General features: G+C 63.3%; 23 protein-coding genes. 9 read left to right on the top strand and 14 right to left on the bottom strand.

The features are described from left to right. Positions 1–40 precede the first annotated feature (40 nt). The 9 genes from ahcY to K288_RS0112755 form a co-directional block, all read right to left on the bottom strand. Positions 41–1,471, bottom strand: a complete 1,431-nt coding sequence (ahcY, locus tag K288_RS0112795) for an adenosylhomocysteinase (protein WP_027579906.1) — start codon at positions 1,469–1,471, stop codon at positions 41–43. Positions 1,472–1,557: 86 nt separating this feature from the next. Continuing rightward, positions 1,558–2,754, bottom strand: coding sequence for a methionine adenosyltransferase (gene metK, locus K288_RS0112790; RefSeq protein WP_027579905.1), 1,197 nt, complete (start codon positions 2,752–2,754; stop codon positions 1,558–1,560). A 60-nt stretch (positions 2,755–2,814) separates the two neighbouring features. Further along, a complete protein-coding gene (locus tag K288_RS0112785; protein WP_027579904.1) occupies positions 2,815–4,170 on the bottom strand; it encodes a hypothetical protein in 1,356 nt (451 codons plus the stop codon). A 251-nt stretch (positions 4,171–4,421) separates the two neighbouring features. Next, positions 4,422–5,540: a cobalamin-independent methionine synthase II family protein gene (locus K288_RS0112780; RefSeq protein ID WP_027579903.1), complete on the bottom strand. Its 1,119-nt coding sequence runs from the start codon at positions 5,538–5,540 to the stop codon at positions 4,422–4,424. Positions 5,541–5,564: 24 nt separating this feature from the next. Continuing rightward, on the bottom strand, positions 5,565–6,281 hold the full coding sequence (locus tag K288_RS0112775) for an ABC transporter ATP-binding protein (protein WP_027579902.1): 717 nt from the start codon (positions 6,279–6,281) through the stop codon (positions 5,565–5,567). Beyond that, positions 6,274–7,026 carry an ABC transporter ATP-binding protein gene (locus K288_RS0112770; protein ID WP_027579901.1) on the bottom strand — a complete coding sequence of 251 codons (753 nt, stop codon included), beginning with the start codon at positions 7,024–7,026 and terminating at the stop codon, positions 6,274–6,276. The genes K288_RS0112775 and K288_RS0112770 overlap by 8 nt, the downstream gene beginning before the upstream one ends. Beyond that, entirely contained in the window at positions 7,023–8,054 is a 1,032-nt protein-coding gene (locus K288_RS0112765; protein ID WP_027579900.1) for a branched-chain amino acid ABC transporter permease, read from the bottom strand. The genes K288_RS0112770 and K288_RS0112765 overlap by 4 nt, the downstream gene beginning before the upstream one ends. 8 nt (positions 8,055–8,062) lie before the next feature. After that, a complete protein-coding gene (locus tag K288_RS0112760) occupies positions 8,063–8,932 on the bottom strand; it encodes a branched-chain amino acid ABC transporter permease (RefSeq protein ID WP_027579899.1) in 870 nt (289 codons plus the stop codon). An 84-nt stretch (positions 8,933–9,016) separates the two neighbouring features. Further along, a complete protein-coding gene (locus K288_RS0112755; protein WP_027579898.1) occupies positions 9,017–10,189 on the bottom strand; it encodes an ABC transporter substrate-binding protein in 1,173 nt (390 codons plus the stop codon). Between the two features lie 307 nt (positions 10,190–10,496). Here K288_RS0112755 and K288_RS0112750 point away from each other — a divergent pair, with 307 nt between their 5' ends. Beyond that, positions 10,497–10,775, top strand: a complete 279-nt coding sequence (locus K288_RS0112750; RefSeq protein WP_027579897.1) for a hypothetical protein — start codon at positions 10,497–10,499, stop codon at positions 10,773–10,775. 22 nt (positions 10,776–10,797) lie between these two features. On the opposite strand, the gene purU is transcribed toward K288_RS0112750, so the two are convergent. After that, positions 10,798–11,661 (bottom strand): formyltetrahydrofolate deformylase, encoded by an 864-nt coding sequence (purU, locus tag K288_RS0112745; protein ID WP_027579896.1) that lies wholly within the window; start codon positions 11,659–11,661, stop codon positions 10,798–10,800. 153 nt (positions 11,662–11,814) lie between these two features. On the opposite strand from purU, the gene K288_RS0112740 reads away from it, so the two are divergent. Then, the gene (locus tag K288_RS0112740) at positions 11,815–12,657 is read left to right on the top strand and encodes a uroporphyrinogen-III synthase (RefSeq protein WP_027579895.1); all 843 of its coding nucleotides are present in this window, start codon (positions 11,815–11,817) and stop codon (positions 12,655–12,657) included. Between the two features lie 114 nt (positions 12,658–12,771). Here K288_RS0112740 and K288_RS0112735 read toward each other — a convergent pair whose 3' ends face one another. The 3 genes from K288_RS0112735 to K288_RS0112725 form a co-directional block, all read right to left on the bottom strand. Next, positions 12,772–13,728, bottom strand: coding sequence for a GDP-L-fucose synthase (locus K288_RS0112735; RefSeq protein WP_027579894.1), 957 nt, complete (start codon positions 13,726–13,728; stop codon positions 12,772–12,774). Beyond that, positions 13,709–14,794: a GDP-mannose 4,6-dehydratase gene (gmd, locus tag K288_RS0112730; protein WP_027579893.1), complete on the bottom strand. Its 1,086-nt coding sequence runs from the start codon at positions 14,792–14,794 to the stop codon at positions 13,709–13,711. Before gmd ends, K288_RS0112735 begins: the two co-directional genes overlap by 20 nt. Before the next feature lie 150 nt (positions 14,795–14,944). After that, a complete protein-coding gene (locus K288_RS0112725) occupies positions 14,945–15,619 on the bottom strand; it encodes a Crp/Fnr family transcriptional regulator (RefSeq protein ID WP_027579892.1) in 675 nt (224 codons plus the stop codon). A gap of 334 nt (positions 15,620–15,953) precedes the next feature. Between K288_RS0112725 and K288_RS0112720 the strand changes: the two genes are divergently transcribed. The 6 genes from K288_RS0112720 to K288_RS0112695 all read left to right on the top strand — a co-directional run bounded on the left by K288_RS0112720 (position 15,954) and on the right by K288_RS0112695 (position 23,203). Then, positions 15,954–16,775 carry an ABC transporter ATP-binding protein gene (locus tag K288_RS0112720; RefSeq protein WP_043159756.1) on the top strand — a complete coding sequence of 274 codons (822 nt, stop codon included), beginning with the start codon at positions 15,954–15,956 and terminating at the stop codon, positions 16,773–16,775. Continuing rightward, positions 16,772–18,700 carry a long-chain fatty acid--CoA ligase gene (locus K288_RS0112715; RefSeq protein ID WP_027579890.1) on the top strand — a complete coding sequence of 643 codons (1,929 nt, stop codon included), beginning with the start codon at positions 16,772–16,774 and terminating at the stop codon, positions 18,698–18,700. The genes K288_RS0112720 and K288_RS0112715 overlap by 4 nt, the downstream gene beginning before the upstream one ends. A 220-nt stretch (positions 18,701–18,920) precedes the next feature. Continuing rightward, positions 18,921–19,814 (top strand): branched-chain amino acid ABC transporter permease, encoded by an 894-nt coding sequence (locus K288_RS0112710; RefSeq protein ID WP_027579889.1) that lies wholly within the window; start codon positions 18,921–18,923, stop codon positions 19,812–19,814. Between the two features lie 2 nt (positions 19,815–19,816). Beyond that, a complete protein-coding gene (locus tag K288_RS0112705) occupies positions 19,817–20,890 on the top strand; it encodes a branched-chain amino acid ABC transporter permease (RefSeq protein WP_027579888.1) in 1,074 nt (357 codons plus the stop codon). A gap of 51 nt (positions 20,891–20,941) precedes the next feature. Continuing rightward, on the top strand, positions 20,942–22,225 hold the full coding sequence (locus K288_RS0112700) for an ABC transporter substrate-binding protein (protein WP_027579887.1): 1,284 nt from the start codon (positions 20,942–20,944) through the stop codon (positions 22,223–22,225). 138 nt (positions 22,226–22,363) lie between these two features. After that, entirely contained in the window at positions 22,364–23,203 is an 840-nt protein-coding gene (locus K288_RS0112695) for an ABC transporter ATP-binding protein (RefSeq protein WP_027579886.1), read from the top strand. A gap of 14 nt (positions 23,204–23,217) precedes the next feature. Here K288_RS0112695 and K288_RS0112690 read toward each other — a convergent pair whose 3' ends face one another. Beyond that, positions 23,218–24,375: an AGE family epimerase/isomerase gene (locus K288_RS0112690; protein WP_027579885.1), complete on the bottom strand. Its 1,158-nt coding sequence runs from the start codon at positions 24,373–24,375 to the stop codon at positions 23,218–23,220. A 93-nt stretch (positions 24,376–24,468) separates the two neighbouring features. On the opposite strand from K288_RS0112690, the gene K288_RS0112685 reads away from it, so the two are divergent. Continuing rightward, the gene (locus K288_RS0112685; protein ID WP_027579884.1) at positions 24,469–25,695 is read left to right on the top strand and encodes an AMP-binding protein; all 1,227 of its coding nucleotides are present in this window, start codon (positions 24,469–24,471) and stop codon (positions 25,693–25,695) included. Positions 25,696–25,756: the final 61 nt, after the last annotated feature.

The raw sequence follows: 25,756 nt of genomic DNA, 5'->3' as shown, positions 1-25,756 counted from the left end.
GTGCCGGGGCCTTGCAATATCTCGTTCAGGAGAACCGGGATCAGTAGCGGTAATGATCCGACTTGTACGGCCCTTCCGGCTTGACGCCGATATAGTCGGCCTGATCCTTGCGCAGTTCGGTCAGCTTCACGCCGATCTTGGCGAGGTGCAGGCGGGCGACCTTCTCGTCCAGCGTCTTCGGCAGCACGTAGACCTTCTTCTCGTACCTGCCGTCCTTGTTGTTGGCGAACAGCTCGATCTGCGCCAGCGTCTGGTTGGTGAAGGAGGCCGACATCACGAAGGATGGATGGCCCATGGCGTTGCCGAGGTTCACCAGGCGACCTTCCGACAACAGGATGATGCGGTGCTTGTCGGGGAATTCGATCTCGTCGACCTGCGGCTTGATGTTGGTCCATTTCAGATTGCGCAGCGTCGCGATCTGGATCTCGTTGTCGAAGTGGCCGATGTTGCAGACGATGGCACGATCCTTCATCGCGCGCATGTGCTCGATGGTGATGATGTCCTTGTTGCCGGTCGCAGTGACGAAGATGTCGGCGCGCGGCGCGGCATCTTCCATGGTCACGACCTCATAGCCTTCCATCGCCGCCTGCAGCGCGCAGATCGGATCGACCTCGGAGACCATCACGCGGCAGCCGGCCTGGCGCAGCGAAGCCGCCGAGCCCTTGCCGACGTCGCCGAAGCCCGCAACCATCGCGACCTTGCCCGACAGCATCACGTCAGTGCCGCGGCGGATGCCGTCGACCAAGGACTCACGGCAGCCATAGAGGTTGTCGAACTTCGACTTGGTCACGCTGTCATTGACGTTGATGGCGGGGAACAGCAGCGTACCCTTGTTCGCCATCTCGTAGAGACGGTGCACGCCCGTCGTCGTCTCCTCCGAGACGCCCTTGATGTTCTTCGCGATCTCGGCGAACCAGCCTTTCGGCTTCTCCTTCAGCAACCGCTTGATCAGCGCGTAGAAGATCTCTTCTTCCTCCGAGCCGGGCTTATCGAGGAAAGCCGTGTCGCCCTGCTCGGCGCGGTAGCCGGCATGCACCAGCATGGTGGCGTCGCCGCCGTCGTCGAGGATCATGTTGGGCGTGCCGCCGCCGTGCCAGTCGAACAGCTTGGCGGTGTAGTCCCAGTACTCGGTGAGCGTCTCGCCCTTGACCGCGAACACCGGAATGCCTGCTGCAGCGATCGCCGCCGCGGCGTGGTCCTGGGTCGAATAGATGTTGCAGGAGACCCAGCGGATGTCGGCACCGAGCGCGGCGAGCGTCTCGATCAGGACTGCGGTCTGGATCGTCATGTGCAGGGAGCCGGCGATACGGGCGCCCTTCAGGGGCTGCTTGGGGCCGAACTCCTCGCGCGTCGCCATCAACCCGGGCATCTCGGTTTCTGCGAGCGAGATTTCCTTGCGGCCGAAGTCGGCGAGCGAAATGTCCTTGACGATGTAGTCGGTGAAGGCAGGCTTCTTGGCGGCGGCGGTCATGCGATTGATTCCTCAAAAGCGTATTCCGAAAAGCGGTCTCAGCTTTCCGGAATACGCGACACGGTTACGGACAACTACGGAGAAAGTCAGACTGCGCGCTTCAGCGGCTCGACGAGATCGGTCTTCTCCCAGGAGAAGCCGCCTTCATTGTCGGGCGTGCGACCGAAATGGCCGTAAGCCGAGGTTCGCGCGTAGATCGGACGGTTGAGGTCGAGATGGCTGCGGATGCCGCGCGGGGTCAGGTCCATCGCCTGTGCCACCGCCTTCTCGAGCTTGTCCTCCGGCACCTTACCGGTGCCATGGGTATCGATGTAGATCGACAGTGGCCGCGCCACGCCGATCGCGTAAGCGAGCTGCAGCGTGCACCGGTCGGCAAGACCGGCAGCGACGATGTTCTTGGCCACATAGCGCGCGGCATAGGCGGCGGAGCGGTCGACCTTGGTCGGATCCTTGCCAGAGAAGGCGCCGCCGCCATGCGGGGCCGCGCCGCCATAGGTATCGACGATGATCTTGCGTCCGGTGAGACCGGAGTCTCCGTCGGGGCCGCCAATGAAGAATTTGCCGGTCGGGTTGATGTGCCAGATGGTCTTGCCGTTGATCCAGTCCTTCGGCAACGCCTCGCGCACATAGGGCTCGACGATGTCGCGTATCTGATTGGAGGAGAGGTCCTCGACCAGATGCTGGTGCGAGACCACGATCTCGCGGACGCCAACCGGCTTGCCGTTCTCGTACTGCACGGTGACCTGGCTCTTGGAGTCCGGCCCCAGGACCTTCTCGCGGCCGGAGTGACGCGCTTCGGAAATCAGCCGCAGGATCTTGTGGGCATAGAAGATCGGCGCCGGCATCAGGTCCGGCGTCTCATTGGTGGCGTAACCGAACATGATGCCCTGGTCGCCCGCGCCCTCTTCCTGCTTCTCGCCCGGCTGCAGCGCGTCGACGCCCTGCGCGATGTCGGCCGACTGCGGATGCAGCAGGATCTCGATGTCGCAGGTCTTCCAGTGGAAGCCTTCCTGCTCGTAGCCAATGTCCTTGATCGCCTCGCGGACGGTGCTTTCGATCTGCTCGTTGGTCACCGACTGGGGCCCGCGGGTCTCGCCGGCAATCACCACCTTGTTGGTGGTCGCGAGCGTTTCGCAAGCGGCGCGGATTTGCCACGGGTCAATCCCGGCTTTCGGGCCCTCCCGGTAGAACAGGTCAACGATCTCATCGGAAATGCGGTCGCAGACCTTGTCGGGATGTCCCTCCGAGACTGACTCGCTGGTGAACAGGTAAGACGCGCGCATCAAGCAAACCCCTTTTTTCGTCGAGCTCCGACGTTCGTTCCTGAATGTGTCCCTGGAATGTCAGTCTCTACGACGTGAGATGACGTAGGATTCGTCGTAGAACCACAGCCCATTGTGCTTACGTAGAACTTCGCGGGTAGCCTCCAGAGTTCGGCCGCTTTCCGTCATCTCTGTCAACCGATCATCCTCGATCTGGGCGACATACACCGCCGCGTTCCACGCTGCAAAAGCCGTCGAGGTTCCGATCGACCCGGTGACTTCGTTCGGCAAGGCTTCCATATCATATCGGAAGATCGAACGGTTATCGGCGTATGCGTTGAAGTTGAGGTCCCGACCAGCCGCCCCCAGTTCGTACTTGACGGCGCGCAATATCTCATGGCGGCTGGCGGCGAAAGGATTTTCTCCGGGCCACACCGCCTGGATAATCTCCAGGCCCGGATCGTGGCCGTGGGAGTGGATACCGATCAAGCGTCCACCGGCACGCAAGGCGCGCGCCAAGGGCGCAATGATGCGCTTGGCGCGGAAATTCACAGAGGATTTTGCCCGGTATGGCTGGGATGCGATGACGAGGTCGAAATTGGCCTCGGACTTGCCGGCCCGCGGAATGATCGAATCGAGCAAAAATCTTTGGTCATCCCGGTAGAGCACTAAAACCACCGGGCGCTCATAGATGGGCATCCCGGATCGTGGGCTGACGCTAGCCCGCCAATTCTGCTCAAGAAATGGGCCGAGTTCCGCGATCTGGGCCTCGAATTCGCCGGACGACGCCCCCCGCAGCGCCACCTCGTGCCAGAGCGTGCCGGCGGCCGCCGCAGGCGATTTCGGGGTCAGCCAGGGCGCCTCGGCGTAATACATGTTGGTCAGGACGAAGACGGTAGCGGGGTGCTCGAATAGCCGGTCCGGCACCTTTTCCAGGGTCAGCCGGACGTCCTCGAGGCTCAGTTCCTTGCCGGCGACGTAGAACGGCATATGCGGGAAGCGGCTATGCATGGCACGCAGAACTCGCGCCAGCACGGTTCCATCGCCGATGCCTGCGTCGAATACCCGCAGCGCCGGGGGCCGGGGATGAATGGCGGAAAGCTCCAGCGCGACGCGCTGCGCGATCACCCGCTTCTCGCCGCAGGTGTGGACAAACAGAAGGTATCTCTGCCGGTTCTCGAAAAAGCGGAAGTTCTGCCGCGGGTCGCGCTTCTCGGGCGGCACCACCAGGCCGCGCGGCGGCGCCACCCCGCCCGGCGTGGACGTGGCGATGAAGGCCTGGATGCGGTCAAGCGTGTCGATGGTGATTCGCTTGCCCTCCCGTAGCCGGTGCACCAGCTTGCCGTCGTTCACGGCGCGGCGGCCGAACGTCGTCTCGGCCATATCCACCCGGCGGCAGAAGTCGGTGATCTGGCTGAGGATCTCGTCGTTCTTCATTGGGCCAGGACGGTGGGACCGGGGTGGGCAGGGGTGGGCGAAGCAGCACCCCTATCACCATCTGCCCACGCCTTGAAGCCCCTCTCCATTGCTCAACCAAAGAGCGCAAAGATGAGAGATGCTACCCGTTATCGCAAGCGCAGCGAGTTGTCCGCCGCAACGCGACGAGCGAATGTGGACGTAATCCATCTCTCCGCTTGCGGAGAGATGGATGCGTCGTCCGCTTCGCTCCTCGCAATGACGAGGTGGAGCTACCTGCCCCACACCTCTTCGGCGACTTCCACTGCGAGCCTGAGCTTCGCCCACTGCTCTTCTTCGGAAAGGATGTTGCCTTCCTCGGTCGAGGCGAAGCCGCATTGCGGCGAGAGCGCGAGCTGTTCGAGTGGCGCGAATTTGGAAGCTTCGTCCAGGCGCCGCTTAATGGCGTCCTTGCTCTCGAGCTCGCCGAACTTCGAGGTGATGACGCCGACCACCACAACCTTGTCGCCCTTCGGCAGATAGCGCAGCGGCTCGAAACCGCCGGCACGGTCGGAATCATATTCGAGGAAATAGCCGTCGTAATTGGTGCCAGCGAGCAGGGTCTGCGCCACCGGCTCGTAGCCGCCGGAGGAAATCCAGGTGGAGCGGAAATTGCCGCGGCAGACATGGGTCGATATCACCATGTCGGACGGACGCTCCGCGATCGCGTAATTGATAACGCGGGCGTAGATCTCCTGCAGGCCATCGGGATTGTCGCCGCGCTCGCGCGCCTTCTGCAATTCGTCCTGCGAGCAGAGATAGGCCCACACCGTGTCGTCGAACTGCAGATAGCGGCAGCCGGCGTCGTAGAATGCCTTCACAGCCTTGCGGTAGGTCTTGCCGAGGTCCTCGAAGAACGGCTCGAGCTCGGGATAGACCTCCTTCGAGATCAGGTTGCGGCCGCCGCGGAAGTGCAGCACCGACGGCGCAGGGATCGTCATCTTGGCGGTGACATGAGCCTGATCGGCAAATTTCTTCAGGAAGCGGAAGTGGTCGAGCATCGGATGGTCGTCGGGGAAATCCAGCTTGCCGATCACGCGGATCGCGTCGTGACGCGTCTGCACGCCCGCGAACTGAATACCGATGTCCGGGTGGAACAGTTCGCAGCCGGTCAGCTTGGCGAGAAAATCGAAGTGCCACCAGGAGCGGCGGAATTCACCGTCGGTCGCAAGCTTGAGGCCGGTCGAAGCCTGCCGGTGCACCACCTTCTCGATCTCGATGTCCTCGATCTTGCGCAGCTCCTCGGGCGTGATCTCGCCCTTTTCGAGCTTGGCGCGCGCCTCCTTGATCTTCGCTGGGCGCAGCAGACTGCCGACCTCGTCGGCGCGGAAAGGAGGTTTTGTTCGTTGCATGGTTTCGACTCCCTAGGAACAGAACTAGCGCGCTTTGGCGCCTGAGACCCCGAGATGCCGCTCGAGCACCGTGGGATCGGCCTTCAAGGCATCACTCGCCGCATCGTGAACGATTGTGCCGCGTTCCAATATCACAACGCGGTCCGCGAGCCCCAGCACCTTTTGCGCGTGCTGTTCCACGATGATCGAGCAGATACCACCAGAGCGGGTGATCGTGCCGAGCGCTTTTAGCAATTCCTCAACGATAATCGGCGCCAGTCCTTCGGTCGGCTCGTCCAGGAGCAGCACCTTTGGGTTCAAGATCAGCGCGCGGCCGATCGCCAGCATCTGCTGCTCGCCACCGGAGAGCTGGTTGCCGAAATTGCTGCGCCGCTCCTTCAGCCGGGGAAACATCTGGTAGATCCCTCCCACCGTCCACGGCCCCGGCTGGGCTACCGCCGTCATGTTCTCCTCGACCGTGAGCGAGCGGAAGATATTGCGCTCCTGCGGCACCCAGCCGACGCCGGCGCGCGCCCGCTGGTCCGGGCGCAACGTCGTGATATCCTGCCCGGCCAACGACACCGTGCCGCCAAAACGGCGGGTGACGCCGACGATGGAATTGATCAGCGTGGTCTTGCCGGTGCCGTTGCGCCCGAGCAGCGCCAGCACTTGGCCTTCGGGGAGCGACAGCGTCATGCCCGGCAGCACCACCGCCTCGCCATAGCCGGCACGCAGGCCCTCGATCGCAAGCAGGTCAGGCATCGGCCGCCTCGCCGAGATAGACGGCCTTCACCTGCGGGTCGCGCGCCACGGCATCCGGCGGGCCTTCGGTCAGTAGCGCACCGTTGACCAGCACCGAGATGCGGTCGGCGAAGGAGAATACGAGATCCATGTCATGCTCGATCAGGAGCACCGTGACTTCGCGCGGCAGCGCCGCGACGGCGGCCAGGATGTCGTGGCGCTCGCTTTCGGGCACGCCGGCGGCGGGCTCGTCGAGCAACAGCACGCGGGGTCTGGCGGCGATCGCGACCGCGATCTCGAGCAGGCGCTGCTTGCCATAGGGCAAAGTCACGGTGAGGTCGTTCATGACGTCAAGCAAATGAAACCGCGTCAGGATATCTGCGATCTCGGTGTTGACGTCCGTCCGCGTCCCCATCCGCCGCCACCAGTCGCCGCCGCGTCCCATTCGTTCGGAGACGGCGAGCCCGATGGTCTCGAGCGGGGTGAGGTCAGGATAGAGCTGGTTGATCTGGAACGTGCGCGACAAGCCTCGCAGCACGCGCTTGTGCACCGGCAGGCTGGTGATGTCGTTGCCTTCAAGCAGGATGCGGCCGGCGTTGGGTCTCAGCACCCCGGTGAGCAGGTTGATCACCGTGGTCTTGCCCGCCCCGTTCGGCCCGATCAAAGCGTGGCGGGCGCCCTGCTCTATCTGGAGCGTAAGGTCGCGCGTGACGCGCAAGCCGCCGAAGGATTTCTCGAGTCCCCTGGTTTCCAGCGCGTTCGTCATGACGCATCGCTCTCGGGAACGGCGACGACGGCCCTGCGGCCGGCAACTTGCCGAATGATGAGGTTCGGCAGCCAAAGCGCCCAGCGATGGATGCGCGCGCGGCCGACCAGAACGATCACGACCAGCACCAGCCCGATCCAGAACAGCCAATATTGCGGCGTGATGGTCGAAAACAGCTCCTGCAATATCTTGAACACGACGGCGCCGATCAGCCCGCCATAGAGATAGCCGGTGCCGCCGATTACCAGCATCAGCATCAGATCGGCCGAGCGCTCGAACGAGAACACATCGAGCGAGGCGAGCGCCGTGGTCTGCGTGAACAGCGCGCCGGCGACGCCGGCATAGAACGCCGAGACGGTATAGATCGCGATCAATCGGCGATTGACCGGAATACCGATCGCGGCGGCGCGCAGCGGGTTGTTCCTGATCGCGCGCAGCGACAGGCCGAACGGCGAATGCACGATCCGCCGCGCCAGCAGGAACAGGAGGAACAGCACGATCAGCGAGTAGAAAAAGCCGGTCTTCCCGAAGATGTCGAAGGCAAAGCTGCCGAGGATCGGCTGCATCTCGATGCCCTGCAAGCCGTCGGTGCCGCCGGTAATGTTGGAGAAGCGTTCGGCGAGCGCCTCCAGGAGCAGTGCGATGCCGAGCGTCACCATCAGCCGCGTCAGATCGACGCCGCGGATGACCAGGAAGCTCGTGAAGAAGCCGAGCACCATCGCAGCAAAGCCTGCGACCACGAGCGCGACCACCGGCTCGCCAATGATGCCATGCAGCGCCAGCAGCCCTGCGGAATAGGCGCCGACGCCGAAGAACGCCGCATGCCCGAGCGAGACGATGCCGGCATAGCCAAGGATCAGGTCGAGCGACAGCGCGAACAAAGCGAGCCGCACGATGTCGGTCATGATCAGATAGCGGGATGGAAACAGGAAGCCACACGCGACGACCACGATCCAGAAAACGATCTCGCCCGGTCGCCAGCGGGCGCTCGCAACCGCATTCGTGGAGACGTCGGGAAGCGTGGTCATCGCAGCCCTCAACGCGCGGCCGTGCGGCCGAACAGGCCGTTCGGACGCCAGATCAGGATCACGATCATGATGGTGTAGATCACGAAGGGCCCCATCTTCGGGACATAGTACTTGCCGGCGACATCTCCGATGCCGAGCAAGAGCGAGGCCAAAAACGGCCCGGTGATCGAGGAGGAGCCGCCCACCGTCACCACGATCAGAAAGTAGATCATGAATTTGAGCGGGAAATAGGGATCGAGGCCGAGGATCTCGGCGCTCAGCGCGCCGCCGAGGCCGGCGAGTCCGCAGCCCAAGGCGAACGTGAAAGCGAAGACCTGGGGCACATTGATGCCGAGCCCGATCGCGGCGCGGGGATCATCGACGGCTGCGCGCAGGCGGCTGCCGAAACGCGTGCGCGCCAGGATCAACTGCAGCGCGACCGTGAGCAAACCACAGATCACTATGATCATCAGCCGGTACCGGCCGATACCCACCCCGAAGAAATCGAACTGCCCCTCCAGCGCCGCCGGCAATTTGATGAAGACCCGCGATGAGCCCATGATGTAGTCGACCGCCGCGACCGACATGAAGACGAGGCCGATGGAGAACAGCACCTGGTCGAGATGGCTACGCGCATAGAGATGACGGTACAGCGTTCGCTCCAGGACCACGCCAATCGCGGCACTCGCGATGAAGGCGAGCGGCAGCGCCACAAAGAACGGCCAGCCGGAATTGTTGACCAGCACCGCGCAGATATAGCCGCCGGCCATCGCGAAGGCGCCGTGCGCAAGGTTGACGAAGTTCATCAGCCCGAGCGTCACCGCGAGCCCGCAAGCGAGCACGAACAGCAGCATGCCGTAGGCGACGCCGTCGAACAGGATGGTGAACAGCGTGGTCATGGGAGGTCGGAGAACTCTAACAGGAACTCGTGATTCCGGGTTCACCGGCTTCGCCAGCGTCCCGGAATGACATCGAAAATGTCGTCACTTCTTGGTCTTGCCGGGGTCCTTGACGGCTTCGAAGGTGGCGAATTCGACATTGTAGAGTTCGCCGTCGACCTTCTCGACCTTGCGGATATAGATGTTCTGAACGATGTCGCGCGTTTCGGGGTCGATCGAGATCGGCCCCCGCGGGCTCTCCCACTTCATCCCCTTCATCGCCGCGATCAGCTTGTCGCCTGTGGCGTCGCCGCCGGTCTTCTTCAGGGCTTCATAGATCAGATGGATGCCATCATAGCCGCCCACCGCCATGAAGCCGGGTCGGTTGTTGAACGCCTTCTTGTAGGCGGCCACGAACTCCTTGTTGATCTGCGAGGGATGCGCGGCGGAATAGAGATGCGCGGTGACCGCGCCGAGCGCGGCATCGCCCATGTTGTTGAGGAGATCGTCATCCATGACGTCGCCCGGGCCGATCACCCTGATGCCGCTCTTGTCCAGCCCGCGCTCGGCATATTGCTTCATGAAGTTGCCGCCCTGCCCGGCCGGCACGAATACGAACACGGCATCCGGCTTGGAATCCTTCATGCGCTGCAGGAACGGCGCGAAGTCCGGATTGGCGAGCGGCACCTTCACCTCTTCGACGATCTCGCCGCCGCCGGCCACGAAATGCTCCTTGAAGGAGGTGAGCGCGTCGTTGCCGGGCGCGTAATCCGAGGTCAGGGTTGCGACCTTCTTGATGCCGTTCTTGACCGCCCAGTCGCCGATGATGGTGGAGGACTGCGGCAGCGTGAAGCTGGTGCGGACGATGTAGGGCGAGCGCTCGGTAATGATCGAGGTGCCGGCCGCCATGACGATTTCCGGAACTTTCGCCTGCGTCGCCAGGGGCGCCGCGGCGAGCGCGGCCGGGGTGACGCCGAAACCGGCAATGATGTTGACCTTCTCGTTGACAATCAGCTCCTGGGCGATCCGCTTGGTGTTGTCGGGAACCGCGGCATCGTCCCTCAGGATGATCTCGATCTTCTTGCCGGCGACCGTGTCCCCCTTCTGCTGCATGTAGAGCTTGATCGCATTGTCGATCTGCTTGCCGGTCGAGGCCTGCCCACCGGTCATCGGCACGATCAGGCCGATCTTGACCGTTTCCTCGGCCCGAACGGGCAGGACGGACGCTGCGGCGGCGATGGCGCCTGCAGCCAACAACAATTGACGGCGAATGAACATGAACGCTTCTCCCCCTCATCGTTCTTGCGGATCGAACCGAGTCCCCGGCCCTTGCCTCACCATAGCCCAGATTGTTCGGCGGTGTAGCGCGGCGAATGGCGTCGTCCGGCGCCCGTTTGTCAAGCCGACGTAAGGATGGTACCGGCGCGCCGAACGTCAGGAGCCGCAGGCAGTTGAGGTTCTATAGTACCTCCAACACAGCCTAATAAGGCTCTCTTACCATTTCGAAACTAGGGTCCGCTGACCCGCGCCAAGCGTTGGCGCAATTCGGTCCCAACCTTCAAACCCACGACACACCAGCATCACGATGCCGACCAGTGCCCGCCTTCTCGCAACCCTCTTCGCCCTCGCCTTGACGGGCTGTGCCTTAGGCGGATGTGGTAGCATCAACCAAACGCTGTCGGCAGGCGCCGCGGACCTCATTCCCGCCTGGGCGGGCGGGCTGCCCGCCGACGCCCCACCCCGGCCGGGGACCGCCAAATATGACGAATTCGTACGCGAGCGGGAACGCAAGCGGCTGATGCCCGCCGCCGAGCGCGGCGACGACAACAAGCCGGCGCCGACGTCGCAGGATGCCGTGCATTGAGGAAGGGCGGGCGCCACGCCGTTCAGTCGACGAACACCACCGTCTTGCGGCCGTTGGGGATCACGCGGTCCTCGAGATGGTAGCGGATCGCACGGGCCAGCACCCGGCGCTCGATATCCCGACCCTTGCGGACGAGATCGTCGGGCGTATCGCGGTGGCTGATGCGCTCGACGTCCTGGTCGATGATCGGCCCTTCGTCGAGGTCACCGGTGACGTAATGCGCGGTGGCGCCGATCAGTTTGACGCCACGCTCATGGGCCTGGTGGTAGGGGCGCGCGCCCTTGAAGCCGGGCAGGAACGAATGGTGGATATTTATGCAGCGCCCCGCGAGCTTGGCCGACAGTTCGTCTGACAATATCTGCATGTAGCGTGCGAGCACGACCAGGTCGGTATTCGTGTCCTCGGCGAGCTTCGAGATCGCGGCTTCCTGCGCGCGTTTGGTCTCTTTGGTCACGGGAAGGTAGTGGAACGGGATCTCATCGAAATCGAGATGGCTGTAGGTCTCGCGCGGATGGTTGGAGACGATGGCGGTCGGGATCATCTGCAATTCGCCAATGCGCCAGCGATAGAGGATATCGACCAGGCAGTGATCGGATTTGGAGACCAGTAGCATCACACGGCGGCGGCTTGCGCGGTCCCGCATCTGCCAAACCATGCCGAAACGCTCGGCGATTGCGGCAAAGCCGGTCTGCAGCGCCGACAATTCGACCGCGAGGTCGGCGGCGGTGAACACCACCCGCATGAAGAACTTCTTGGTTTCGATATCGTCGAACTGCTGGGCGTCCAGGATGTTCTGACCATTATGCGCGAGAAAGGTCGAGACCGCCGAGACGATACCGGGGCGGTCGGGGCAGGACAGGGTCAGGACAAATTGGGGGTCGGACATGGCGATGGGTCGAGACTTGGCCGATCAGGGCTTGATTGATTAAGGCTTGAGCAACCGCGGGGAACGCGGACTTGCCGCCCTGCTCTACCACCGCCGTCGCCCTTGCGCCAATCCCACGGCAGGGGCCAAATTAAACTCTACGAGAGGCACATCATGGCTGACCGGCTGAACGGCTACCGCATCCTGATCCTGGAGACGCGCGAGGAGGCGCAATTCTCCCGCCTGCTCGCCGAACAGGGCGCCGACGTCCTGCAATGTCCGATGTTCGCGATCCACGACGCGCCGGACCCGGCGCCGATGGAGGCCTGGATCAAGCGCTGCATCGAACGGCCCTTCGACGATCTGGTGCTCATGACCGGCGAGGGCCTGCGGCGGCTGATGAAGGTCGTCCGCCGCATCGGCGTCGAGCAGGAGTTCGTTGCGGCGCTGACCAAAGCCCGCAAATTCGCTCGTGGCCCAAAACCTGGCCGGGCACTGCGCGAAATCGGGCTGGAGCCGCAGATGACGACCGAGAAACCGACCTCGGAAGGCGTCATCGAGATGCTGTCCCGGATCGATCTGAAGGGCCATCGCCTCGGCCTGCAGCTCTATCCGGACAAGGATCACAGCGGATTGATCGGCGCGATCGAAGCCCAGGCCGCCGAGGTCGATACCGTGCTGCCCTATGTCTATGACCCCAAGGCCGCCGACGCCAACATCGTCGCTGCCATCGGCGAGTTGGGAGACGGCCACATCGATGCGATCGCGCTGACCAATCTGGGCCAGGTGCGCCGGCTGCTTGAAGCCGCGCGCGCGTATGGCCTTGAGGAGCGGCTGCGCCAGGGCCTCGAGCGCACGTCGATCGCCTCGGTCGGGCCGGCGGTCTCGGGCGAACTCGCCGCGCACGGCCTGCGCACCGACATCGCGCCGGCGAACGATGCCTATTTCATGAAGCCGCTGATCTCGGCGATGGCTGTGGCGCTGGCGAAGCACCCGCCGCGGATGGGGACACGGTAGTCGCCTCTCCCGTTATTGCGAGGCGCGAAGCGACGAAGCAATCCATGTCTCAGCAAGCGGCGACATGGATTGCTTCGCTCCGCTCGCAATGACGGCAAAGGTGCGGGCAGCCTCCTACTCAGCCGCCTGCCGGGTCTCGCTGAGGTATGCCTGATAGGCAAGCCCGATGCCGTCTTCCAATGATGTCTTAGCTCGCCAGCCAAGCGCAGTCAGCCGGCTGACGTCGAGCAATTTGCGCGGCGTGCCATCAGGCCGCGAGGTATCATAGCTGATCTCGCCGTCGTAGCCGATCGTCGCCGCGACGACGCGGGCGAATTCCGCGATCGTGATGTCCTTCCCGGTGCCGATATTGACCAGGCCGCTGTCGGAATAGACCTTCATCAAGTGGATGCAGGCGTCGGCGAGATCGTCGACATAAAGGAATTCGCGCCGCGGCGTGCCGGTGCCCCAGACCACAACATTCTTCGCCCCGGACGCTTTCGCCTCATGGAAACGGCGGATCAAAGCCGCGACGACGTGGCTGTATTCGGGATGATAATTATCGCCGCGACCATAAAGATTGGTCGGCATCACGCTGATGAAATCCGCGCCGTACTGGCTGCGATAGGTTTCCACCATCTTGATGCCCGCGATCTTGGCGATCGCGTAAGGCTCATTGGTCTCCTCCAGCGGCCCGGTCAGCATCGAGTCCTCGCGCAGCGGCTGTGCTGCCAAGCGCGGATAGATGCAGGAAGAGCCGAAGAACATCAGCTTTTCGGTTCCGTTGACGTGAGCCGCATGGATCACGTTGGTCGCGATCGCCAGATTGTCGTAGAGGAACTCGGCGCGCAGCAGGTCGTTGGCGGCGATGCCGCCGACTTTCGCCGCCGCCAGGAACACCACCTGCGGCCGCCTGGCTGCAAACCACCGGTTGACCGCCGTCTGGTCGCGCAGATCGACCTCGCCGCGCGGCACCGTCAGAACGTCGACATCCTCCTGCGCGAGCCGCCGCACCAGCGCCGAGCCGACCATGCCGCGGTGGCCGGCGACAAAGACCGTTTTGCCTTTCAGCTCAAACGGCGTTCTTGCCATGGGCGGCCTCCTGCCTCGCCTCGGCAAGGTCGCTCGCGACCATTTCCTTCACGAGCTGGGCAAAGCTGGTCTTCGGCTGCCAGCCGAGCTTCTCGCGCGCCTTGCTGGCGTCGCCGATCAGAAGATCGACCTCGGTCGGGCGGAAATAGGTCGGATCGATACGGACCACGGTCTTGCCGGACTTTGTGTCGACCCCGATCTCGTCAACGCCCTTCCCGCGCCACTCGATTGCGCGGCCGACTTCGGCAAACGCAAGTTCCACGAATTCGCGCACCGAGCGCGTCTCGCCGGTCGCCAGCACGAAATCGCCCGGCGCATCCGCCTGCAGGATCCTGTGCATACCTTCGATATAGTCCCGCGCATGCCCCCAGTCGCGCTTGGCCTCGAGATTGCCGAGATAAAGCGTGTCCTCTAATCCGACCTCGATGCGGGCGACGCCGCGGGTGATCTTGCGGGTGACGAAGGTCTCGCCGCGAATCGGGCTTTCATGGTTGAACAGGATCCCGTTCGAAGCATACATGCCGTAGGCCTCGCGGTAGTTCACCGTGATCCAGTAGCCGTAAAGCTTTGCCACGCCGTAGGGCGAACGCGGATAGAACGGCGTGGTTTCTTTCTGCGGCACTTCCTGGACCAGGCCATAGAGCTCCGATGTGGAGGCCTGATAGAACCGCGTCTCCTTCTCCATGCCGAGGATGCGGATCGCCTCCAAGAGGCGCAGCACACCGACGGCATCGGCATTCGCCGTATATTCCGGGCTCTCGAAGCTGACGCCGACATGGCTTTGAGCGGCGAGATTATAAATCTCGGTCGGCCTGATCTGCTGCATCAGCCGGATCAGGTTGGTCGAGTCCGTCATGTCGCCATAATGCAGCAGGAACGGCACGTTGCCGGCATGGCGATCCTGATAGAGGTGATCGACGCGCGCCGTATTGAACGACGACGACCGGCGCTTGATGCCGTGGACGGTGTAGCCGAGGCCGAGCAGATATTCAGCGAGGTAAGCGCCGTCCTGGCCGGTGACGCCCGTGATCAGCGCGACGCGTCGCTTGGAGTCCTGAACCGCCATATCCTCTCCGAGAGCGCGGAACTGCGCCGGTTGCGAACGGCTCGGTCTGTAGCATCCGTCCTCCGCGGAGTCTAATGCCATAACCGTTTGGAATCAGGCCGTTAGGCTCAAGCTTTCGGGGTGGACACGACGTCGAACCGGTCGGCAGCACTATTCGCCGTAGTGGCGGAGACGTTCGAGGTCGACGATGGTCACACCGCCATATTCCAGCCGCAGGAGCCCCTCCTTCTCCAGCCGCTTCAGGCACTGGTTCGCATTCTGCCGCGAGATGCCGGAAAGCGCGCCGATTTCCTCCTGCGTGATCTCCAGGTGGCGCGACAGCTCGGGGTAGAGAATTGGGTTGAACAGGGAGGCGATGGAACGCGCCAGCCGCGCGGTCGCATCCAGGGTACGGCCATATTCCAGGAGCGCAATGAACTGGCCAAGCCGCTCGTTGAGCTGCGCCACCAGGAAACGGTTGAACGCCACGCTGTTTTCGAACAGCCAGACGAAGGTCTTGCGATCCATCATGGCCAGCCGCGTGTCGCGCAATGCCACGACGTCGTAACGCCGCGCTTCATTCTTCAGCACCGACCCCTCGCCAAACCAAGCGCCGGCAGTCAATCCGGCGAAGCTTGCAGCCTTGCCGCCGCGGGAGACGATGCCCATCCGCGCCAGACCCGTGACCACGCCGGTCCAGTAATCGAAACGGTCGCCGCGCATGAAGATGAATTCATCGGCGCCATAGGATTTCTCGGTGATGCCGCTGCGCGCGACCTCGATCTCGCGGTCATCCAGTTCGCGCGACCATGCCGCGATGCGCTTCAGATAGTCGGCAGCAATCATGATCCCGTTGACTGTAGTCCGTCTCGTTATGTTGCACCGCAACAACACACAGGCTGAACGAAATTTGGCAGCCAATTGTCGGGCACAAGACATTTCACCGTATCGCTTTGCCCTATGCAGGGCCACCGGCGCAATGTCAGCTGCACGACACCTGTGGAAGTGCGAGCCGACAACGTGCCGGGTGCGGCGTTAGCGCGCATGAAGAGGTCGCGTTCGCGAGCGGAACGAGGCACCATTAGTCGGATGGCTTAGCCGGAACGGCCGATGTAAGATTATCGCTGTCTTTGCAACAAGAGACAAAGAGCGCGTGAAGCGCCGCTTCTGGAGGGAATAGGTGGATTACACGTTGGAGGTGCGCGGGGTGTCGCTGCGCTTTGGTGGCGTCCGTGCGCTGACCGAAGTGAGCTTTGGCGTCAAGCCCGGCGAATTGTTCTCCATCATCGGCCCCAACGGGGCCGGCAAGACCTCGATCGTCAACTGCATTTCCGGCCGCTACAAGCCGACCGAAGGCCAGCTGTTCTATCGCGGCAAGGATATCACCGGCCTCAATCCGAACGCCCGGCCCTCGCTCGGCATCGGCCGCACCTTTCAGAATCTCGCGCTGTTCCACCACATGAGCGTGCTCGACAACATCATGGTCGGCCGCCATCACCTGCTGAAGAACAATTTCATCACGGGATCGCTGTACTGGCTGACCGGCGCGCGGCGCGAGGAACTCGACCATCGCCGCAAGGTCGAGGAGATCATCGATTTCCTCGACCTGCAGTCGGTGCGCAAGGCGACCGCCGGCACGCTTCCCTATGGCCTGCGCAAGCGCGTGGAACTCGCCCGCGCGATGGCGCTCGAACCGCAGCTGATCCTGCTGGACGAGCCGATGGCCGGCATGAACTTCGAAGAGAAGGAGGACATGACGCGCTACATCGTCGATCTCAACGAAGAGTTCGGCATGACCGTCGTGATGATCGAGCACGACATGGGCGTGGTGATGGACATCTCCCACCGCGTGATGGTGCTCGATTTCGGCCGCAAGATCGCCGAGGGCGACCCCGCGGCCGTGCTCGCCGATCCCCACGTCAAGCGCGCCTATCTCGGCGAAGAGGATGAGGCGCTGGTCGATCCCGATGACGTGCCGCTGCCGCGGGAGAGCGCGGCATGATGGATTACGCCGGGCGCGCCGCACAGGCCGACACCTTTCCCAAGATGCTGCGGCTGAACGCCAGGGAACATGGCCGCGAGATTGCGCTGCGCGAGAAAGACCTTGGTCTGTGGCGTGAATTCACCTGGGACGACTATCAGGCCCGCGTGCGGGAATTCGCGCTCGGCATGATCGAACTGGGTCTTGGCCGCGGTGACGTCATCGGCATCATCGGCGACAATCGCCCGGACTGGGTCGCCGCCGAGATCGCCAGCCACGCGATCGGCGGCATGAGTCTTGGGCTTTACCGCGACGTGCTGGATGAGGAAGCGGCCTACCTCCTGAATTATGGCGAGGCGAAGCTCGTGTTCGCCGAGGATGAGGAGCAGGTCGACAAGCTCCTGGGGCTAGCCGACCGTGCGCCGCACCTGAAGCACATCGTCTATTCCGATCCGCGCGGCATGCGGAAGTATGACGATCCGCGCCTGATGGAGGCAAGCAAGCTTGCTGGCCTCGGCCGCGAGCGCGCCGCGCGAGAGCCTGGCCTCTACGACACGCTGGTCGATGCCACTGATGGCGAAAACGTCGCGATCCTCTGCACGACGTCAGGCACGACGGCCAATCCGAAGCTGGCGATGCTCGCCGCGGGCCGCGTGCTCAAGCACTGCGCGACCTATCTCTCCTTCGATCCGAAGGGACCGGACGACGAGTATGTGTCGGTGCTGCCGCTGCCCTGGATCATGGAGCAGGTCTACGCGCTCGGCAAAGGCCTGCTTTGCCGGATGAAGGTCAACTTCGTCGAAGAGCCCGACACCATGATGCACGATTTCCGCGAGATCGCGCCGACCTTCGTGCTGTTCGCGCCGCGGGTATGGGAGGCGATCGCGGCCGACGTGCGCGCCGGCGTGATGGATTCGTCGCCGTTGAAGCAAAGGCTCTATGACCTCGGCATGAAAACTGGGCTTGCGGCCCTCGAGCAGGGCAAGCGTTCGTTAGTCGCGGACCAGCTTCTATTCCGTGCGCTCCGCGACCGGCTGGGTTTCACGCGGCTGCGCTCGGCGGCAACCGGTGGCGCGGCGCTCGGCCCCGATACGTTCAAATTCTTCCGGGCAATGGGCGTGCCACTGCGCACGCTGTATGGCCAGACCGAGCTGCTCGGCGCCTACACGCTGCATCCGCCTGGCGAAGTCGACCCCGACACTACGGGTGTCGCGATGGACAAAACGATCGAGATCCGCGTCGACCATCCCGATGTCAACGGCGTTGGCGAGATCGTGGTGCGCCACCCCAACATGTTCCTGGGGTACTACAAGAACCCGGAGGCGTCCGTAGCCGACATCCAGGATGGCTGGATGCGCTCGGGCGATGCCGGCTATTTCAACGACAACCAGCAGCTCGTGGTGATCGACCGCATCAAGGATCTTGCCGAGACCTCGCGCGGCGACCGCTTCTCGCCGCAATATATCGAGAACAAGCTGAAGTTCTCGCCCTATATTGCGGAAGCGGTGGTGCTCGGCGCCGGTCGCGATGCGCTCGCCTCCATGATCTGTATCCGCTACTCCATCATCTCGAAATGGGCGGAGAAGAGCCGGATCTCGTTCACGACTTACAGCGACCTCTCCTCGCGTCCCGAGGTCTATGCGCTGTTGCGGAAGGAAGTCGAGACCGTCAACGCCTCGCTGCCGCCCGCCCAACGGATCTCCCGATTCCTGCTGCTCTACAAGGAACTCGACGCCGACGACGGCGAGCTGACCCGCACCCGAAAAGTGCGCCGCGGCGTCATCAACGAGAAATACGCCGACATCATCGACGCGATCTATCGTGGCGAGGCGAGCATTCCGGTCGATACCGTGATCCGCTTCCAGGATGGCACCACCCAGCGCGTGCGGACCACGCTGAAGGTCGTGGACCTGGCGCCTGCGATGACCACCGAGGCCGCGGAATGATGCAACAGAGCCAAAGCGCGATGCGCATTGTAGTGCCCTCTCCCCTTGTGGGAGAGGGCTGCTCCGCCAGTAGACAAGGCCTCGTTAGGATGAGGGGTTCCCTCCCCGCACTCCCGACGCAGAGGCAACCCCTCACCCGGCGTCGCTTCGCGACGCCACCCTCCCCCACAAGGGGAGAGGGCATGGCGGCGTTCCCCTCTTTCGTCAGTCGCAAATCAACATGAACACCCAATTCCTGCTCCAGCTCCTGATCAACGGCCTCGTGGTCGGCACGCTCTACGGCGTGGTCGCGATGTCGTTCGTGCTGATCTACAAGGCGACACAGGTCGTGAACTTCGCGCAAGGCGAGCTGCTGTTGATCGGCGCCTGGGTGTGCTGGGCACTCCTCGCCAAATACCAGGTGCCGTTCTGGCTGGGCATGCCGATCACGCTGGTGTTCATGTTCATCTTCGGCATCGCGATCCAGATCGTGATCCTGCGGCCAATGATTGGCGAACCGATCATCTCCGTCATCATGGTGACCATTGGGCTCTCCACGGTGTTCCAGGCCGCGCTGAAATGGATGTTCGGTGTCAACCCGCAGCCGTTCCCACGCGTGTTCCAGAGCCAATCGGTCCACCTGTTCGGCCTGCAGATCCAAACCGTCTATGTGATGAGTCTCGTGGTTTCGATCGCGATGATGATCGGCATGGCCTGGTTCTTCCGCGCCTCAAAATACGGCCTGGCGATGCGCGCTACCGCCTTCAACCAGCAGGTTGCGCAGTCGCTCGGCATTTCCGTGAAAAGCGTGTTTGCGATGGCCTGGGCGATCTCGGCGACCGTATCGGCGGTCGCGGGCGTCGTCGTGGCCGTCGTCAACGGCGTCTCGTCCGGCCTCTCCGCCTACGGCATCAAGGTATTTCCGGCGGCAATCCTCGGCGGGCTCGATTCGGTGGGTGGAGCCGTGCTCGGCGGCATCATCATCGGGCTGCTCGAGAATGTCGCGCAATATGTCGACAGCCAGTACCTGCACTGGGGCAATCTCTACGAGATCGCGCCGTTCTACGTCTTGATCATCATCCTGATGATCAAGCCCTACGGCCTGTTCGGCACCAAGGATATTGAGCGGGTCTGACCATGGCGACGCCTTCCCTGATTCCCTCCGGCGACTTCCGCACCACCTACGCGGCAGACACCACGATCTTTCCGACCATCACCAGCCGCAATTTCGCGATGGCCGGCATCGTGCTGGCCTGCCTCGCGCCTTACGTCTTTTCGAATTACTGGCTCAGCGTCTCGATCCAGATCGGCATCTTCGCGATCGCGGCACTCGGCCTCAACGTGCTGGTCGGCTTCACCGGGCAGATCTCGATCGGCCACGCGGCATTCTTCCTGCTTGGCGCCTTCACCTCGGCCTATATCTCGAACAATGCGCCGATCCCGGTGTTCTTCGCCATCCCACTTGCGGGTTTCGTCACAGCGCTGGTCGGCCTGGTCTTCGGCGTGCCAGCCGCGCGGCTGAAGGGGCTTTATCTCGCCATCGCGACGCTCGCCGCACAATACATCCTGCTCGACTTCTTTTCGCGCGCCGAATGGTTCTCCGGCGGCTCGGTGCCGGCGAGCGCCGAGCCATTTTCGATCTTCGGCTACACGCTGCGCGGTGACCGCCAATATTTCTATGTCGTGCTGAGTTACCTCGTCGTCAGCTATCTCCTGGTCACCAATCTGATGCGCACGCGCGATGGACGCGCGCTGATTGCGATCCGCGACCATTATCTCTCCGCCGAGATCATGGGCATCAACCTGACCAAATACCGCACGCTGTCGTTCGGCATTGCCGCGTTCTTCGCCGGCATCGCCGGTGCACTCTATGCGCACTATCAGCTTGTCGTCTCGCAGGAAGGTTTCGGCATCGAGCGCTCCGTGCTGTTCCTCGCCATGGTCATCATCGGCGGTACCGGCTCAGTGATGGGCACGCTGATGGGGACAGCCTTCGTGGTGCTGCTGCCGGAGGCGATGGAGTGGATCAGCCTGCAATTGAAGGGCAGTGCGATCGACAGGGCGCTGGAGCTTAACAACAACATCACGTTCCTGCGCGAGATTGCGATTGGACTGATCATCATCGCGTTCCTGATGTTCGAGCCGGACGGGCTCGCGCATCGCTGGCGGCAGATCAAGGCATATTGGAAACTCTACCCGTTCTCGCATTAGGGTCGGGGCAAAGACTTACAAACGCAACAACGAATAACAGGAGGAAAGACCATGACGATTAGATCCCTTTTGAGCACGGCTTCGCTGGCGCTGCTGATCGGCAGCATATCCGTGGCGGCGCAGGCCCAGATCGCGATCGGCCACCTCGCCGACTATTCCGGCGGCACCTCGGACGTCGGCACGCCCTACGGGCAGGCCGTCGCCGACACGTTTGCCTGGGTCAACAAGAACGGCGGCATCGGCGGCAAGAAGCTCAATGTCGATACCAACGACTACGGCTATCAGGTGCCGCGCGCGATCGCGCTCTACAAGAAATGGTCGGCGCCCGACAGCAAAGTCGCTGCGATCATGGGTTGGGGCACCGCCGATACGGAAGCGCTGACCGGCTTCCTCGCCCAGGACAAGATCCCGGATATCTCCGGCTCCTATGCGGCAGCGTTGACCGATCCGGAAGGCACCAGCGGCAAGGCAAAGCCCGCGCCGTACAACTTCTTCTACGGCCCGAGCTACTCGGACTCGCTGCGCGCCATGCTGATGTGGGCGGCGGAGGATTGGAAAGCCAAGGGCAAGCCGGGCAAGCCCAAATTCGTCCACATGGGCGCCAACCATCCCTACCCGAACGCGCCGAAGGCGGCCGGCGAAGCGATGGCCACCGAGCTCGGCTTTGAGGTGCTGCCGCCGCTGGTGTTCGCGCTCACCCCCGGCGACTACTCCGCGCAATGCCTCAGCCTGAAGAGCTCCGGCGCCAACTACGCCTATCTCGGCAATACGGCGGCTTCCAACATCTCCGTGCTGAAGGCCTGCAAGGCGGCGGGCGCCGACGTGCAGTTCCTGGGCAACGTCTGGGGCATGGATGAGAACGCAGCCAAGACCGCCGGCGATGCCGCCGACGGCGTGATCTTCCCGCTGCGCACCGCGGTCGGCTGGGGCGGCGATGCGCCCGGCATGAAGACGGTGATGGAAATCTCCAAAATGTCGGACCCGTCGGGCAAGATCTATCGTCCCGTGCACTACATCGCCGCCGTCTGCTCCGCCCTCTACATGAAGGAGGCGATCGAATGGGCCAACAAGAACGGCGGTGCCACCGGTGAGAACGTCGCGAAGGGCTTCTATCAGAAGAAGGACTGGGTGCCGGCCGGCATGGAGGGCGTCTGCAACGCGTCGACCTGGACCGAAAAGGACCATCGCCCAACCACGAAGGTCGATCTCTACCGCTCCAAGGTCACAGGCTCGACCGATGGCGATCTCAACGACCTCATGGCCAAGGGCACGATCAAGCTCGAGAAGGTCAAGACCGTGGAGCTGCCGCGCAAGCCGGAATGGCTGGGGTGGTAAACTTCATTCCCCATACGCGAGCGTCATCCCCCGCGCAGGCGGGGGATCCAGTACGCCGTGGCATCGGATCTGCTCGCAGGCGTCTCTGGAATACTGGGTCACCCGCCTTCGCGGGTGACAGTCTGAGGTGATCCCGATATGACCCAAACCGCCGAAGCAACTCACCCGGCACCGACTGCGGTCCCCGCGCCGCCCCTCCTCAGTGTCAACAACATCGAGGTGGTCTACGATGACGTCATCCTCGTGCTGCGAGGCCTGAGCCTCGAAGTGCCCAGGGGTTCGATCGTGGCGCTGCTGGGGGCCAACGGAGCGGGCAAGTCGACGACGCTGAAGGCGATCTCGGGGCTGCTCAAGACCGAAGACGGCGAGGTGACGCGCGGCGAGATCATCTTCGACGGCGAGCGCATCAATGGCATTGATCCCGACAAGATCGTCCGCCACGGCATCTTTCAGGTGATGGAGGGACGCCGCATCATCGCCGACATGACGTCGCTGGAGAATTTGCGGCTCGGCGCCTTCACCCGCAGCGACGGCGAGGTCAATGCCGACATTGACATGGTCTTCAACTATTTCCCGCGCCTGAAGGAGCGTACGGGACTGGCCGGCTATCTCTCCGGCGGCGAACAGCAGATGCTCGCGATTGGCCGCGCGCTGATGGCGCGCCCGAAGATGATCCTGATGGACGAGCCTTCCATGGGTCTGTCGCCGCTGCTGGTCAAGGAGGTGTTCGCCATCATCAAGGAGATCAACCGCGACCTCGGCGTTACCATTCTCCTGGTCGAGCAGAATGCGCGGGCGGCGCTTTCGGTGGCGAGCCACGGCTACATCATGGAACAGGGCAAGGTGGTGCTCGACGGCAGTGCCGACGAATTGCGCGACAACGAGGACGTCAAGGAATTCTACCTCGGCGGCGCCGGCGACCAGCGCAAGAGCTTCAAGAACCTCAAGAGCTTCAAGCGGCGGAAGCGGTGGCTGTGAGCGCAACCGGGTGCCTATTGCAGCACCTGCTCCGCTTCCGTAACCGCGCAAAGAACATGATAGAACGAAGACGCAGGGATGGTGTCGACAAGCGACTTGCCGTCGCGGTCGAACTGATCGTACCAGCCGCCCGCAACAGGGTGGCTCAGATAATGCCGCTCAAGGCGCGCCAATGCGGCACGCGCCTCGTCGGCGGCGCCCGCCTCGCCGGCTTCGGCTTGTGCAATCCAGGCCTTCGCGATCTCGCTCTGCGGCCACAGACGCCGAGAGTGACGCCGGATGCGGCCCTCGACACTACCCTCGTCAGTGAGGCAGCCGGTCGCCTCGTCGCGATAGCGCAGCGCCGAGGTCAGCAATTCGCCGCGATAGCGTCCCGTCGGGCAGCCCGTGATGCGCTCAAATCCCTTCAAGAGCCAGACCCATTCGGCCAGGTGCCCGGGCTCGACGCTGACCGGCGGAATTTTGGACCAGTCCTCTTCGAAATATTCGCCGAGCACGTGAGTCTGCTTGTCATAGAGATTGGCAAGGAACAGTGCAAAGAAATCGCCGGCACGTTGCTGGAACGACAGATCGTGCGTCGCGTCGAACGTCGCAATCATCGCCTCGAACAGATGCATCTGCGGGTTTTGCCGGCGCGGCAGCGACGGCGGCGTCCCCTCGAGAAAGCCGCCATTCGGCGAGCGCAGATGCGCGTCGAGATAGGCGAGCAGCGCGTCGAGCTCGGCGCGCACCTGGGCGTCGCGATCGAGCCCGTAGACGGTGGCGAGCGCAAGCAGCACGAAGGCGTGATCGTAGGTGTCGCGCCGCGGGTCGAGCACGCCGCCGTCTGGCGTCAGCCTGTGGACAAAGCCTGGCCGGCCGTCCGGCGCCTTCGCCTTGGTCAAGAGATGATCGAGCCCCTTCAGAGCGATCTCGCGGCCTTCGTCGTACCAGCCCATCTGCGCGGCTTTGGCGTAGCAATAGATCTGCCGGGCTTGAACGAACACGCGTCGCGGCGCGAGCCGGTCGGCGCGGCCTTCGGGATCGAGCCGGTCGACAAAGCCCCCTGCCGTATCGTCCCAGCCTTCCGTGCGCCACAACGGCAGACAGTGCTCGATGACGCGACGCTTCAGCCTGCCGACGACATCGGCATCGGAAGGGTCGCTCAATGCGGCGGTCTGCATCTCTGCCATTGCATTTCCCGGAGCATCGCCAGTTTGGCGGGAAGCCGTCTGATAGCACGTCGAAGGCGGAGCGCAATTGGCGCAAACCCGTGAGGATGACCCATGACGGATCACTATGACGCCCGCGAAACCCGCGATCCCGCCCAGCGCGAGGCGGAACTCTTCGCCCGCCTGCCGGAGGTCCTGCGGCGGGCCATGGCGGCTCCGGCCTATGCCGAGCGCCTCAAAGGTCTCGATCCTGCCACCATCACCAGCCGGGCCGCGCTGGCGCGCCTGCCGGTGCTGCGCAAGTCGGAACTCCCGGCCCTGCACAAGGCCGCCCCACCCTTCGGCGGCTTCGTTGCCGGGGCGCCAGGATCGTTTGCGCGCCTGTTCACGTCACCGGGACCGATATTCGAGCCCGAGGGCGCCCAGGCCGACGCCTGGCGCGGGGCGCGGGCACTGTTCGCGGCAGGCTTTCGTCCGGGCGATGTGGTGCTCAACACCTTCAGCTACCACCTCACCCCGGGCGGCTTCATCTTCGATACCTCTGCCCGCGCGCTCGGCTGCGCCGTGATCCCGGCAGGGCCCGGGAATACCGAGCAGCAATTCGAGCTGATCGAGGCCTACCGGCCGATCGGCTACAGTGGCACGCCGGATTTCCTGAAGATCCTGCTCGATGCAGCCGCGAGCGCCAAGTGCGATGTTTCCTCGATCAAGCGCGCGCTGGTGTCGGGGGCGGCCTTTCCGAAATCGCTGCAGGAAGAGATCAAGTCGCGCGGCATCGAAGCCTATCAGGCGTTCGGCACCGCCGATCTGGGCATGATCGCGTTCGAGACCGAGGCGCGCGACGGCATGGTGGTCAACGAGGACCTGATCCTCGAGATCGTCAGGCCCGGCACCGGGGACTCCGTCGCGGAGGGTGACGTCGGCGAGATCGTGGTCACCTCCCTCGACCCGCACCACCCCTGGATCCGCCTCGCGCTTGGCGACCTCACCGCAGCGCTGCCGGGGGCAAGCCCGTGCGGGCGCACCAATATGCGCATCAAGGGCTGGATGGGGCGCGCCGACCAGACGACCAAGGTCAAAGGCATGTTCGTGCGCCCTGAACAGATCGCCGAGATCGGCAAACGTCATCCGGAGCTCGGACGGCTGCGCCTGGTCGTGACGCGTTCCGGCGAGAGCGACGTGATGACGCTGAAGGCAGAATCAGCCGCGGCGAGCGCAGCCTTTCAGAGCGAGCTCGCAGCGACCCTGCGGACCGTGACCAAGCTCGGCGGCAATGTCGAACTGGTCGGCGCCGGCGCGCTGCCCAACGACGGCAAAGTGATATCGGACGAAAGGAGTTGATAGAGACTTCGAGGGAATATGGACTTGCGACAAGTTATCGGCAAGAAAGCTCTAACCAGCG

The sequence above is a fragment of the Bradyrhizobium sp. Ai1a-2 genome (assembly GCF_000426245.1).
GTDB lineage: Bacteria > Pseudomonadota > Alphaproteobacteria > Rhizobiales > Xanthobacteraceae > Bradyrhizobium.
Note: the sequence above shows the minus strand (reverse complement) of the source record. Positions and strands in the feature narration are given on the sequence as shown.

What these genes read in the sequence shown, in the direction of transcription:
- ahcY (WP_027579906.1), bottom strand. Translation starts at nt 1,471, where the DNA reads ATGACCGCCGCCGCCAAGAAGCCTGCCTTCACCGACTACATCGTCAAG.
- metK (WP_027579905.1), bottom strand. Translation starts at nt 2,754, where the DNA reads ATGCGCGCGTCTTACCTGTTCACCAGCGAGTCAGTCTCGGAGGGACAT.
- K288_RS0112785 (WP_027579904.1), bottom strand. Translation starts at nt 4,170, where the DNA reads ATGAAGAACGACGAGATCCTCAGCCAGATCACCGACTTCTGCCGCCGG.
- K288_RS0112780 (WP_027579903.1), bottom strand. Translation starts at nt 5,540, where the DNA reads ATGCAACGAACAAAACCTCCTTTCCGCGCCGACGAGGTCGGCAGTCTG.
- K288_RS0112775 (WP_027579902.1), bottom strand. Translation starts at nt 6,281, where the DNA reads ATGCCTGACCTGCTTGCGATCGAGGGCCTGCGTGCCGGCTATGGCGAG.
- K288_RS0112770 (WP_027579901.1), bottom strand. Translation starts at nt 7,026, where the DNA reads ATGACGAACGCGCTGGAAACCAGGGGACTCGAGAAATCCTTCGGCGGC.
- K288_RS0112765 (WP_027579900.1), bottom strand. Translation starts at nt 8,054, where the DNA reads ATGACCACGCTTCCCGACGTCTCCACGAATGCGGTTGCGAGCGCCCGC.
- K288_RS0112760 (WP_027579899.1), bottom strand. Translation starts at nt 8,932, where the DNA reads ATGACCACGCTGTTCACCATCCTGTTCGACGGCGTCGCCTACGGCATG.
- K288_RS0112755 (WP_027579898.1), bottom strand. Translation starts at nt 10,189, where the DNA reads ATGTTCATTCGCCGTCAATTGTTGTTGGCTGCAGGCGCCATCGCCGCC.
- K288_RS0112750 (WP_027579897.1), top strand. Translation starts at nt 10,497, where the DNA reads ATGCCGACCAGTGCCCGCCTTCTCGCAACCCTCTTCGCCCTCGCCTTG.
- purU (WP_027579896.1), bottom strand. Translation starts at nt 11,661, where the DNA reads ATGTCCGACCCCCAATTTGTCCTGACCCTGTCCTGCCCCGACCGCCCC.
- K288_RS0112740 (WP_027579895.1), top strand. Translation starts at nt 11,815, where the DNA reads ATGGCTGACCGGCTGAACGGCTACCGCATCCTGATCCTGGAGACGCGC.
- K288_RS0112735 (WP_027579894.1), bottom strand. Translation starts at nt 13,728, where the DNA reads ATGGCAAGAACGCCGTTTGAGCTGAAAGGCAAAACGGTCTTTGTCGCC.
- gmd (WP_027579893.1), bottom strand. Translation starts at nt 14,794, where the DNA reads ATGGCGGTTCAGGACTCCAAGCGACGCGTCGCGCTGATCACGGGCGTC.
- K288_RS0112725 (WP_027579892.1), bottom strand. Translation starts at nt 15,619, where the DNA reads ATGATTGCTGCCGACTATCTGAAGCGCATCGCGGCATGGTCGCGCGAA.
- K288_RS0112715 (WP_027579890.1), top strand. Translation starts at nt 16,772, where the DNA reads ATGATGGATTACGCCGGGCGCGCCGCACAGGCCGACACCTTTCCCAAG.
- K288_RS0112710 (WP_027579889.1), top strand. Translation starts at nt 18,921, where the DNA reads ATGAACACCCAATTCCTGCTCCAGCTCCTGATCAACGGCCTCGTGGTC.
- K288_RS0112705 (WP_027579888.1), top strand. Translation starts at nt 19,817, where the DNA reads ATGGCGACGCCTTCCCTGATTCCCTCCGGCGACTTCCGCACCACCTAC.
- K288_RS0112700 (WP_027579887.1), top strand. Translation starts at nt 20,942, where the DNA reads ATGACGATTAGATCCCTTTTGAGCACGGCTTCGCTGGCGCTGCTGATC.
- K288_RS0112695 (WP_027579886.1), top strand. Translation starts at nt 22,364, where the DNA reads ATGACCCAAACCGCCGAAGCAACTCACCCGGCACCGACTGCGGTCCCC.
- K288_RS0112690 (WP_027579885.1), bottom strand. Translation starts at nt 24,375, where the DNA reads ATGGCAGAGATGCAGACCGCCGCATTGAGCGACCCTTCCGATGCCGAT.
- K288_RS0112685 (WP_027579884.1), top strand. Translation starts at nt 24,469, where the DNA reads ATGACGGATCACTATGACGCCCGCGAAACCCGCGATCCCGCCCAGCGC.